10 protein-coding genes are annotated in these 11,627 nt (G+C 68.7%); all 10 read right to left on the reverse strand.

Features of this window, described 5'->3' with window-relative positions:
• Positions 1-50: 50 nt before the first annotated feature.
• The 10 genes from M6E97_RS03670 to algF all read right to left on the reverse strand — a co-directional run bounded on the left by M6E97_RS03670 (position 51) and on the right by algF (position 11,555).
• Complete coding sequence (locus tag M6E97_RS03670; RefSeq protein WP_003117510.1) at positions 51-1,445, reverse strand: UDP-glucose 6-dehydrogenase; 1,395 nt, start codon at positions 1,443-1,445, stop codon at positions 51-53.
• A complete protein-coding gene (gene arnF / locus M6E97_RS03675) occupies positions 1,442-1,855 on the reverse strand; it encodes a 4-amino-4-deoxy-L-arabinose-phosphoundecaprenol flippase subunit ArnF (RefSeq protein WP_003110472.1) in 414 nt (137 codons plus the stop codon). Before arnF ends, M6E97_RS03670 begins: the two co-directional genes overlap by 4 nt.
• Entirely contained in the window at positions 1,852-2,199 is a 348-nt protein-coding gene (locus M6E97_RS03680; RefSeq protein ID WP_003112876.1) for an EamA family transporter, read from the reverse strand. The genes arnF and M6E97_RS03680 overlap by 4 nt, the downstream gene beginning before the upstream one ends.
• The gene (gene arnT, locus M6E97_RS03685; RefSeq protein WP_034005806.1) at positions 2,196-3,845 is read right to left on the reverse strand and encodes a lipid IV(A) 4-amino-4-deoxy-L-arabinosyltransferase; all 1,650 of its coding nucleotides are present in this window, start codon (positions 3,843-3,845) and stop codon (positions 2,196-2,198) included. Before arnT ends, M6E97_RS03680 begins: the two co-directional genes overlap by 4 nt.
• Positions 3,842-4,729, reverse strand: a complete 888-nt coding sequence (gene arnD / locus M6E97_RS03690; protein WP_003112878.1) for a 4-deoxy-4-formamido-L-arabinose-phosphoundecaprenol deformylase — start codon at positions 4,727-4,729, stop codon at positions 3,842-3,844. Before arnD ends, arnT begins: the two co-directional genes overlap by 4 nt.
• The gene (gene arnA / locus M6E97_RS03695; RefSeq protein ID WP_034005808.1) at positions 4,726-6,714 is read right to left on the reverse strand and encodes a bifunctional UDP-4-amino-4-deoxy-L-arabinose formyltransferase/UDP-glucuronic acid oxidase ArnA; all 1,989 of its coding nucleotides are present in this window, start codon (positions 6,712-6,714) and stop codon (positions 4,726-4,728) included. Before arnA ends, arnD begins: the two co-directional genes overlap by 4 nt.
• A complete protein-coding gene (arnC, locus tag M6E97_RS03700; RefSeq protein WP_003112880.1) occupies positions 6,711-7,730 on the reverse strand; it encodes an undecaprenyl-phosphate 4-deoxy-4-formamido-L-arabinose transferase in 1,020 nt (339 codons plus the stop codon). The genes arnA and arnC overlap by 4 nt, the downstream gene beginning before the upstream one ends.
• The gene (arnB, locus tag M6E97_RS03705; protein WP_003130049.1) at positions 7,727-8,875 is read right to left on the reverse strand and encodes a UDP-4-amino-4-deoxy-L-arabinose aminotransferase; all 1,149 of its coding nucleotides are present in this window, start codon (positions 8,873-8,875) and stop codon (positions 7,727-7,729) included. Before arnB ends, arnC begins: the two co-directional genes overlap by 4 nt.
• 387 nt (positions 8,876-9,262) lie before the next feature.
• Positions 9,263-10,708 carry a mannose-1-phosphate guanylyltransferase/mannose-6-phosphate isomerase gene (locus M6E97_RS03710; protein WP_003092113.1) on the reverse strand — a complete coding sequence of 482 codons (1,446 nt, stop codon included), beginning with the start codon at positions 10,706-10,708 and terminating at the stop codon, positions 9,263-9,265.
• A 196-nt stretch (positions 10,709-10,904) separates the two neighbouring features.
• Positions 10,905-11,555, reverse strand: coding sequence for an alginate O-acetyltransferase AlgF (algF, locus tag M6E97_RS03715; protein ID WP_003092112.1), 651 nt, complete (start codon positions 11,553-11,555; stop codon positions 10,905-10,907).
• Between the last annotated feature and the right edge of the window lie 72 nt (positions 11,556-11,627).

Genomic DNA, 11,627 nt, shown 5'->3' on the forward strand with positions numbered 1-11,627 from the left:
ATAACCGCAGCGGTTATTCGCCCCAGCGGTCGATCCGACCTGGGGCGGCCTCAGGCCTGGCGCAACAGGCGCACGCCATCTTCCTGTGCGAGGCTGGCCTCGTTGATCGGCAACGAGCAGGACTGCCCGCGTCCCATCGGGTAGTAGTGGAAGCCGTGGCGGGCCATGCGCTCGGGGTCGTAGAGGTTGCGCCCGTCGAAGATCACCGGGGCCTTCAGGCGCTCCTTGAGCAGCTCGAAATCCGGTGCCTTGAATTGCTGCCACTCGGTGCAGATGACCAGCGCATCGGCGCCTCCCAGGGTCGCCTCGGGGGTGCCCATCAGGCTCAGGCGTTCGTCGTGGCCATAGAGCCGCTGGGTTTCCTGCATGGCTTCGGGATCGTAGGCGCGCACCTGCGCGCCGTGGCGCCAGAGCGCTTCCATCAGTTCGCGGCTGGGCGCGTCGCGCATGTCGTCGGTGTTCGGCTTGAAGGCCAGGCCCCAGAGGGCGAAGGTCTTGCCGCGCAGGTCGCCGTCGTAGAACACCCGGATGCGTTCGAACAGCTTGTGCTTCTGCCGCCGGTTGATCGCTTCCACCGCCTGCAACAGGTCGCTGGAGCAATGCGCCTGCTCGGCGCTGTGGATCAGCGCGCGCATGTCCTTGGGGAAGCAGGAGCCGCCGTAGCCGCAGCCGGGGTAGATGAAGTGGTAGCCGATCCGCGGGTCGGCGCCGATGCCCTGGCGCACCGCCTCGATGTCGGCGCCGAGGTGTTCGGCCAGTTCGGCGATCTGGTTGATGAAGCTGATCTTGGTCGCCAGCATGCCGTTCGCCGCGTACTTGGTCAGTTCGGCGCTGCGCAGGCCCATGAACAGCATGCGGTCGTGGTTGCGGTTGAACGGCTCGTAGAGTTCGCGCATCACCTGGCGCACCTCTTCGTTGTCGCAGCCGACCACGATGCGGTCCGGGCGTCGGCAGTCGGCGACGGCGGAGCCTTCCTTGAGGAATTCCGGGTTGGAGACGATCTCGAATTCCAGTTCGCGTCCGTCGGCTTCCAGGCGCCGCTCGATGTGCGCGCGCAGGCGGTCGCCGGTGCCTACCGGGACGGTCGATTTCTCCACCACGATGACGGGCTTGCGGCGATGCTCGGCGATGGCATCGGCCACCGCGAAGACCGCGCCGAGATCGGCCGCGCCGTCCTCGCCAGGCGGGGTGCCGACCGCGATGAACTGCACCCGGCCGTGTTCCACGGCGAGGCGCGCATCGCTGCTGAAACGCAGGCGGCCGCTGTCCAGGCCTTCGCGCAGCAAGGCGTCGAGCCCGGGTTCGTAGATGCTGGCGAGGCCCTGCGCGAGGCGTTCGACCTTGTTCCGGTCGATGTCCATGCACAGTACATCGTGGCCCACTTCGGCGAGGACGGCGGCCTGCACCAGTCCTACATAGCCACTGCCGAATACGCTGATCTTCATGGTGCTTTCCTCGACGGATGATGCGCGGGCGCGGCAGCGGTGCGGCGGGCGTTGACGGTCAACACGCCGAGCACCACCAGGCCTACGCCCAGGGTCTTGCTGGTACTGAAGGTTTCATCGAACGCCGGCAGGCTCGCCGCCAGCAGGTAGACCAGCGCGTAGCTGGCGCTCAACAGGCTGTAGGCGCGGCCCAGCGGCAGGTGGCGCAGGGCGGCCAGCCAGCACAGCAGGGAGGCGGCGTAGGCCGCCACCGCCAGGGCTACCGCGAGCAGCGCGGCGCGCTCCGGCGTTTGCCCGGCCCAGGCTTCCGGCAGCGGCAGGCGGCTCATGCCCCAGCGCATGCCGAGCTGGGCGGCGCTGGCCAGCAGCACGCTGCCCAGGGCCGCCAGCCAGCCGCGTAGCGCGTTCATGCGCTCCTCCCGAGCAGGGCCACGCCGGCGACGATCAGCAACAGGCCGGCGAGGTGGCGGCGATCCACCGGCTCATCGAAGACGAAGCGTGCCGCCAGGGTGACCAGGACGAAGTTCAGCGCCAGCATCGGATAGGCGCTGCCGACTTCCACCCGTTGCAGGAGCAGCAGCCAGCAGAGCAGGCCGAGCCCGAGGGCGAGCAGCGCCAGCCACGGCCACGGACTGCGCAGGCGCGCCGTCCAGCCGTCGGCGGCGACCAGGCGCCAGTGCTCCACGGTGAGCTTCTGCGCAACCTGGCCGAGGCCGGTCATGAGCAGGGTGGCGAGCAGCAGCGCGGCACTCATGGGCGCACCTGCGGCAGGATCGCCAGGACCAGGTTGCCGTTCCGGTAGCGTTCGCCGTCGCCCGGCAACAGCGCCAGCTGGTAGCGGTCGCTGGCGCTGTTGATCCGCAGCAGCACGGCCACCGAGCCGTCCTGGCGTGCCCGCCAGAGCCACTGGCGGATGTCTGCCAAGGGCACGCTGCGCTGGCTGTGCTCGGGGTAGGAGAGGCCGTACTTCAGCTCGCCGCGCGTGTCGTAGAGCGTCACGTCGCTACGACGCAGGCGCCAGGCGAGGGCCGAGGCGGCGCCGAGGTCGTTGCTCAGCAGATGGCGGGCGCCGGTCAGTTCGTCGAGGTGTTCGGCGACGAACAGGTCGGGGGTCTTGTTCTGCACCACATGGTTGGGCATCGCCGCCGGCAGCAGTGCGATCAGTACCCAGCTCGCCAGCAGCGGCGCGGCCCAGGCGCGTAGCGGGTAGCGCCACTGGGCGAGGCCGGCGGCGGCCCAGGCGCCGATCACCAGCAGGACCAGGAACAGCTCGAAGGGTTCTTCCTGGTACACCGGCTTGCGCAGTTGCAGGTAGGCCAGGGCCGCCAGCGCGAGGAGCGCCAGGCCCAGGTTGAGCAGCCCGTTGCCGCGCAGCGCGACGCTGTTCCCCTGGCGCAGCCGTTGCACCAGGGCGTGGCCCATGAGCAGCGCCAGCGGCAGCAGGCAGGGCATGATGTAGGTCGGCAGCTTGCCCCGGCTCAGGCTGAAGAACGCCAGCGGCAACAGCAGCCATAGCGCCAGGAAGACCACCGGCGCCTGGCGCCGCTCGTGCCAGGCCTGGCGCAGCGCGCTCGGCAGCAGGCCGCTCCAGGGCAGGCAGGCGACCGCCAGCAACGGCAGGTAGAACCACCACGGGCGAGAGTGCTGGGCGTCTTCGCCGGCGAAGCGGCGGATGTGTTCGTGCCAGAAGAAGAACCGCCAGTAGTCCGCTTCCCGCGCATGCACGGCGAGCGCCCAGGGCAGGCAGACGAGCAGCGCCGCCAGCACCGCCAGCGCGCCGTAGCCAAGCAGCTCGCGCCAGCGCCGCTGCCAGAGCATGTAGGGCAGGGCGACCAGCACCGGCAGCAGCCAGGCGAGGAAGCCCTTGGTCAGGAAGCCTATGCCGCAGGCGAGGCCGAGCAGGGTCCAGCCGAGCAGGCGCGCGCGGCGGCTCCCCGCGTCGAGGGCGTACCACAGCGCCACCAGGCTCAGGTTGACCCAGAAGGTGAATTGCGGGTCGAGGTTGGCATAGCCGGACTGCCCGGCGATCAAGCCGAAGCTGGCGTAGAGCAGCGCGCACGCCAGGCTGGTGCGCGGGTCGCGCCACAGGCGGCGGGCCAGCAGGTAGGCGAGCAGGACGCTGAGGGCGGTGGCGACGACCGAGGCGATGCGCACGCCGAACAGGTTTTCGCCGAAGACCGCCTGGCCGAGGGCGATCATCCAGTAGCCGGCGACCGGCTTCTCGAAGTAGCGCAGGCCGAGGAAGTGCGGCGACACCCAGTCGCCGCCCAGCAGCATCGCCTGGCTGATCTGCGCGTAGCGGGTCTCGTCGGGAATCCACAGGCCATGGTTGCTCAGTGGAACCAGGTAGAACAGGCCGAAGGCGATCAGCAGCAGCGACCAGGTCTGGCGGCGGCTCATGGCTGGCGCACTCCCAGCCAGCCCTCGCGGCCGGCCAGGCGGCCGCGCACCAGTTCGGCCAGCGGCAGGCTGCGCGGATCGTCCGGCAGCAGTTCGCCCAACGGGCGGAAGCGGATGCCGCGCCGTTCGGCGCGCCGCAGCAGTTCGCGGAACGCCGGGGCGAGGAGCAGCCCCTCGACCTCGGCGTGGATGGTGTAGACGTTGTCGCGGCCAGCGGCGAAGCGTTCCAGGATGAAGTCGTTGTAGGCCTCGCGCGGCAGGCCGGGACCGACCACCTCGTCGAAGGTCGGCAGGTTCACCGGCACCTGCGGGATACCAGGGCTGCCGTCGGCCAGGCGCGGGCGGAACGCGCCGCGTCCGCGGCAGTCGCTGTTGTAGCGGAAGCCGAAGGGCTGCTTGGCCTCGACCACCCGGCCGTCGGCGCGCCAGCCGGCGGCGGCGGAACAACGCACCGGCTGGCCGAGGATGTCCGCCAGGCAATCGCTGCCGCGGCGGATCTGCTCGCCGAGCTGCTGCACGCTCCAGACGCCGGCGTGGGTCTGCCAGGCATGGTGGTCCCAGGCGTGCAGGCCGACCTCGTGGCCGGCGGCCTGGGTCCGCCGCATCAGCGGGCCGAGTTCGCGGCCGATCGGCTTGCCCGGCCAGGCGGTGCCGGCCAGCAGGATGTCCCAGCCATACAGGCTGGCGGCGCGCGAGCGGAGCATCTTCCAGAAGAACGCCGGGCGCGCCAGGCGCCAGAGGTGGCGGCCCATGTTGTCCGGGCCGACGCTGAAGAAGAAGGTCGCCTTCAGCCCGGCTTCGTCGAGCAGCTCGAGCAGCCGCGGCACCCCGTCGCGGGTGCCGCGGAAGGTGTCGACGTCGATGCGCAGGCCGGCCTGGATCACGCCTGTGCCTCGCGCTCGCGGAGCGCTTCGTGGAGGAAGAAGTCGAGGGTCTTGCCGATGGTCTCGCGCAGTTCGATGGTGGGCTGCCAGTCGAGCAGGCGCCGGGCGTTGTCGATGCTCGGCTTGCGGTGGGCCACGTCCTGGTAGCCGTCGCCGTAGAAGCTGCGGCTCTCCACCTCGCGGAAGCCGGCGAAGGGCGGGAACTGCGCGCGCAGCGGGTGGGCCTCGAACTGGCGCAGCAGTTCCTCGCCGAGCTGGCGGATGCTAGCCTCGTTGTCCGGGTTGCCGATGTTGACGATCTGCCCGTCGCAGCGGCCGTCGCGGTTGTCGATGATCCGCGCGAGGGCCTCGATGCCGTCGTCGACGTCGGTGAAGCAGCGCTTCTGCGCGCCGCCGTCGACCAGGCGGATCGGCGTGCCTTCGACCAGGTGCAGGATGAGCTGGGTGATCGCCCGCGAGCTGCCGATCCGCGCCGAATCCAGGCGGTCCAGGCGCGGGCCCATCCAGTTGAACGGACGGAACAGGGTGAAGCGCAGGCCCTGCTGGCCGTAGGCCCAGATCACCCGGTCGAGCAACTGCTTGGACACCGAGTAGATCCAGCGCTGCTTGTTGATCGGCCCGACCACCAGATTCGAGCGGTCTTCGTCGAAGTCCGGGTCCTGGCACATGCCGTAGACCTCGGAGGTGGAAGGGAACACCACGCGTTTGCCGTATTTCACGCAGTAGCGGACGATCCGCAGGTTTTCCTCGAAGTCCAGTTCGAACACCCGCAGCGGGTTGCGCGTGTACTCGATGGGCGTGGCGATGGCCACCAGCGGCAGGACCACGTCGCATTTCTTCACATGGTATTCGAGCCACTCCGAATGGATGCCGATGTCGCCTTCGACGAAGTGGAAATGCGGGTCGGCCTTGAGCCGTTCGATGGCGTCGGAGCCGATGTCCATGCCGTGGACCTCGTAGCGCCCGTCGCGCAGCAGGCGTTCGGACAGGTGGTTGCCGATGAAGCCGTTGACCCCGAGGATCAGCACCCGCGTGCGGCGCTGCGGGCCGGACGCCGCGCCACGCAGGCGCGCGCCCTCGACCAGGCCCAGCTCGGTGGCCAGTTGCGTGCCGGCCAGGTACAGGCCGCGCTCGCCGCGCTGGCCGAAGCGCAGCACCAGCGAGTCCTCGCCGCAGGCGATCCGCAGCGGGTCGCAGGACAGTACGCTGCCCGGCTCGCGACCGTGGTTGCCGGCGACCACCTCGGCGCTCCAGACGATCAGCTTCTGTTCGCCGACCTGGCAGAAGGCGCCAGGGTAGGGCTGGGTCACCGCGCGCACCAGGTCGTACAACTGCCGTGCCGGCCTGTGCCACTCGAGCAGGCCGTCCGCCGGGGTGCGCCGGCCGAAGTGGCTGGCCTGGCTCTCGTCCTGCTCGACTTCCGGCAGCACGCCGAGGGCGAGCAGCGGCAGGCTGTCGCGCAGCAGGGCGCCGGCGGCCTTGCGCAGCTTGCCGTGCAGGCTCAGGGCGGTGTCCTCGGGGTCGATGGCGATGGCCTGCTGGGCGAGGATCGGCCCGGCGTCGGCGCGCTCGATCATGCGATGCAGGGTCACCCCGGTCTGCGTTTCGCCGTTGACCAGCACCCAGTTCGCCGGGGCGCGTCCGCGGTAGCGCGGCAGCAGCGAACCGTGCAGGTTGTAGGCGCCGCGTGCGGCGCAGGCGAGCAGTTCGGCGCCGAGCAGGCGGCGGTAGTAGAAGGAGAACAGATAGTCCGGGCGCAGTTGGCGGATGCGCTCCAGCCACAGCGGATGGTTCACGTCCTCGGGCGCGTGCAGCGGAATGCCGCGCTCGGCGCAGAGGCGCGCGACCGAGGCGTAGAAGGTGTTTTCCCGTGGGTCGTCGGCATGGGTGAAGACGGCGGCGACCTCGTAGCCGGCATTGAGCAGGGCTTCGATACCGGTGCAACCGATGTCGTGGTAGGCGAAGACGACGGCTTTCGAGGTCATGGCGTGGAAGGCTCGCTGGATGAAGAGGTGAAACCGGCCCGCTGCAGGGCCGAGGGAAGCGCGGAGGGCGTGGCGCGGACCACGCGCTCGATGAAGAAGCGCGGCCGCGCGCGCACGTCGCTGTACATGCGCCCGAGGTACTCGCCGAGCAGGCCCATGCCGAGCAACTGCACGCCGCTGAACATGAACAGCACGGCGAACAGCACGAACAGGCCGTTGCCGGCCCAGGCGGCGCCGAAGGCCAGGCGCAGCACGAGGAGGAACAGGGCGAAGAGGAAGCCGGCCAGGGCCATGCCGCCGCCGACCAGGCTGAGCAGGCGCAGCGGCGTGGTGGTCATGCAGGTGACCAGGTCGAACATCAGGTTGAGCAGGCGCATCGCGCTGTATTTCGATTCGCCGTGGGCGCGCTCGGCGTGGGCGACGCGGATCTCGCAGGTATGCCGGGCGAAGCCGTTGGCCAGGATCGGGATGAAGGTACTGCGTTCGCGGCAGGCCAGCATCGCTTCGACGATGCTGCGCCGGTAGGCGCGCAGCATGCAGCCGTAGTCGTGCATGGCGACCCCGGTGGAGCGCTGCACCGCCAGGTTCACCAGGCGCGAAGGCCAGCGCCGCCAGGCCGAGTCCTGGCGCTCGGCGCGGATGCTGCCGACCACGTCGTAGCCCTGCGCGGCGCGCTCCACCAGGCGCGGGATTTCCTCCGGCGGGTTCTGCAGGTCGGCATCGAGGGTGATCACCAGGTCTCCACGGGACTGTTCGAAGCCGGCGAGGATCGCCGCGTGCTGGCCGTAGTTGCGGTTGAGGATCACCGCCACCACGGCGCTGCCGTCGCGTTCGGCGGCGGCCTGCAAGAGTTCCGCGGAGCGGTCGCGGCTGCCGTCGTCGACCAGCACGATCTCGAAGGCGCGGCCCAGCTCCAGGCAGGCGGCCTCGGTGCGGCGCAGCAGTTCGGGCAGGCTGGCTTCCTCGTTGTAGACCGGGATCACCACCGAGACCAGGTCGATCGGATAGGGCTTCATCGACGTTTCTCCAGGATGTCCTCGATGGCGCGGGCGACGCGCTCGATGTCGTCGTCGCGCATGTCGGGGAACAGCGGGATGGAGCACAGGCGGGCCGAGTTCCACTCGCTGTTGGGCAGGCTCAGGCGCGGCTGGCGCTGGCGGTAGTAGTGGTGCAGGTGACTGGCGATGAAATGGATGCCGCTACCGATGCCGCGCGCCTTCAGGGCTTCCATGAAGGCGTCGCGGCCCAGGCCGCAGGCCTCGGCGTCGATGCGCAGGATGAACAGGTGCCAGGCGTGGCGCTGCTTGTGCGCGGGCAGGCCGAGCGGCGCCAGCGGCAGGCCGGCGAGGCGCTCCAGGTAGCGTTCGGCGAGGGCCTGGCGGCGCGCGTTGAGCGCGTCCAGGCGCTTGAGCTGGACCAGCGCGAGGGCGGCGTTGAGGTCGGCCAGGTTGTATTTGAAACCGGGCTCGATCACTTCCGCCTGCGGCTTGCGTCCATGGCTCAGGCGGTCGTAGGCATCGACCCCGAGGCCGTGGAACTTGAGGCGGCGGACCCGTTCGGCGAGGGCGCTGTCGTCGCTGACGAACATCGCGCCTTCGGCGCAGGTCAGGTTCTTGATCGCGTGGAAGGAAAAGATCGCCGTGCCGCGGGAGCCTACCGGGCGCCCGCGGTATTCGCTGCCGACCGCGTGGGCGGCGTCCTCGACCAGGGCGATGCCGTGGCGCCCGGCGACCGTGCGCAGGCCTTCGAGATCCAGGGTGGAGCCGGCGTAGTGCACCGGCACGATGGCGCGGGTGCGCGGGCCGATGGCGGCTTCCACTGCCTGCGCCGAACACATCAGGGTGTCGCGGTCGACGTCGACGAACACCGGGGTGGCGCCGAGCAGGGTGATGACGTTGGCGGTGGAGACCCAGGTCAGCGACGGCGTGATCACTTCGTCGCCGGGGCCGATGCCCAGCGCCAGCAGGGTGACGTGCAGGGCGCCGGTGGCCGAGGATAGCGCCACCGCGTGGCGGCAGCCGAGGCGTTCGGCGAAGCGCTGTTCGAGCTCCTGGTTCTTCGGCCCGGTGGTGATCCAGCCGGAACGCAGGACCTGCTCCACGGCGGCGATTTCGTCCTCGCCGATGCTTGGCCGGGAGAATGGCAGAAAGTCCAGTGACATGTAATGAAGCCTCGGTACTGGGAGGGCGGTACGAAGAGGTTATTTATATGTCGCTGAATGCTGCCTGAACGTTTGTTAAGACTCGCTTAACAACGGCTGAATGAAGACTGAACGAACTCGAAGAAACTGAAGGATAAAGCCGGAAGCCTCGTTTTCAGGGGCTTGCAGGGTTGGCTGGAAAGGATCTCGGGTGTTTTCTGAGTGGCTTTTATTAATAACCCGAGTCCTGTTTCTTTAAGGGTTCATTAATACTTGATGTCCGCTCCCCGTGAATATTCCGGAAGCTTTATGGAAATATGGGGAGGGCCAGGGAAAGTCAATCCCGTAGGTTGTCGGAAAAAAACAACCCCCTGGCGGATCGCTCCGCCAGGGGGCCGGGTCGACGCTTCAGCGGCTGCCGGCGACCACTTGCAGGGCCGGTTCTGCGGTGCGCCCGTAGACGTCTTCCAGGCGCTCGATGTCGTCCTCGCCGAGGTAGCTGCCGGACTGCACCTCGATGATCTCCAGCGGGATCTTGCCGGGGTTGGCCAGGCGGTGCACGGAGGCGATCGGGATGTAGGTCGACTGGTTCTCGGTGAGCAGGAAGGTCTTGTCGTCGCAGGTCACCTGGGCGGTCCCGGAAACCACGATCCAGTGCTCGGCGCGGTGGTGGTGCATCTGCAGCGAGAGGCGCGCGCCGGGCTTCACGGTGATGTGCTTGACCTGGAAGCGGCCGCCCATGTCCACCGAGTCGTAGGAGCCCCACGGACGGTAGACCTCGCAGTGGTTCTGGGTCTCGCTGCGGCCCTGGGCGTCGAGGTCCTTGACCACGTGCTTGACGTCCTGCACCCGGTCCTTGTGGGCGATCATCATGGCGTCCTTGGTTTCCACCACCACGATGTCCTCCAGGCCGATCACCGAGACCAGCTTGCCGTTGCCGTGCACCAGGCAGTTGTGGCTGTCGTGGACCAGCACGTCGCCCTTGGTGACGTTGCCGTTGGCGTCCTTGGCGTGCACGTCCCAGATCGACGACCAGCTGCCGACATCGTTCCAGCCGGCGGACAGCGGCACCACGCAGGCGCGTGAGGTCTTCTCCATCACTGCGTAGTCGATGGAGTTGTCCGGGCAGCATTCGAAGGTGGCGGCGTCGATGTTCACCAGGTCGCCGTCGTGCTGGCTGCGCTCCAGGGCCAGCAGGCAGGTGTCGTAGATGTCGGCGTCGTGCTTCTTCAGTTCTTCCAGGTAGCGGCTGGCGCGGAACAGGAACATGCCGCTGTTCCAGTAGTAGCCGCCGGCGGCGACGAACTCGCGGGCGCGGGCTTCGTCGGGCTTCTCGACGAAGCTCTGCACCCGGCTGACGCCTTCCGGCAGTTGCGCATCGGCGCTCGCGCGGATGTAGCCGTAGCCGGTCTCGGGGCGGCTGGCGGGAATGCCGAAGAGCACCATCTCGCCCTTTTCGGCGGCGTTGGTGGCCAGCGCCAGGGCCTGCTGGAAGGCGCGCTGGTCCTCGATCACGTGGTCGGCGGGAAGGATCAGCAGCAGTTCGTCGCGGCCTTCGGCGACCAGTTTCATCGCGGCGATGGCCACCGCCGGCGCCGTGTTGCGGCCGAAGGGTTCGAGGAGGATCGCCTGGCTCGCCAGGTTCTGTGCCTCCAGCTGTTCCTGGACGATGAAGCGGTGCTCCTTGTTGCACACCAGCAGCGGCGCCTGCATGCCGTCGAAGGCCAGGCGCTTGATGGTCTGCTGGAACAGGGTGTCGTCGCCGGTAAGGGCGAGGAACTGCTTGGGGTACTGCTTGCGGGAAAGAGGCCAGAGTCGCGAGCCGCTGCCACCGGAAAGGATTACTGGGATCATGTTGTTTCTCCTTGAAGCGATGCGTCTGTCTAGGGATCCCGCCGCGCGGCGGGATGTCTCGTTACCGGGCTCCACGGAGCCCCGGGTGACCTCTCCAGTGCGCTCCTTCTGCGGGAGCGCTGACGGTTGGTGCGCCGGTGTCGGGCCGGTCTTGTTGTGTGGAATGCCGGGAGGGGCGAGCCCCTCCCGGTCGGTCTCAGTCGGCCTTCACCGGGCGCTTGACCCAGACCGGCGCGAGCTTGCCGCCGCTGCCGGTGACATACAGGCAGACCACCTCGCCGCGGGCCAGGGTGACCGGCTTCAGGTCGCTGACCTTCTTGCTGCCGTCGAACAGCGCCAGGTTCACCTTCACCGGGTTGATCTCGCGGTCGCCGTGGCTTTGCGGGCCGACGTCCTTGACCACGTCGGTCTTGCCGTCGGCGGTCTTCAGGGTCAGCTTCGAGCCGCTGAGGTTCTGCACCCGCACCAGCGCCTTCTGCTTGTTCTTGAACGGCGGCTCGGCCACCAGCTGCGGCTTGCCGCCGGGCTGGCTGACCAGGGTGTAGTAGCTGTCCGGGTCGAGCTTGACCGGCAGGCTCTGCTGGCCGACCTGGGCGGTGTAGCTGCCGGGGGGGAGGAACTTGAAGTCGCTGGAACCGAGCGGCGCGACGTCGTTCAGGCTGGTGCTGCCGACCGACACGTCGAGTTCGCTGTTGCCGGCGTTGTAGGCGCGGACGAAGGCCGAGCCCTTGGGTGCCTGGGGCCCGTACAGGGCGCCCTCGTCGGCCTGCGCGGCGAATGCGGCGACGCCGAGGGAAAGTGCGCAGGCCAGGCGGGTCCAGGTGTGGCGGCGGGTCATCGGGTTCATGGGTATTCCTCCGTTGCTTCTTCTTCAGCGGGGCGCTCGGCCCCGTGGGTAAACAGCCTTGGCTGTGTTCGT

Origin of the sequence: Pseudomonas sp. B111 (genome assembly GCF_026428275.1) — a bacterium.
In the GTDB taxonomy this organism is placed as follows: Bacteria; Pseudomonadota; Gammaproteobacteria; order Pseudomonadales; family Pseudomonadaceae; genus Pseudomonas; species Pseudomonas aeruginosa.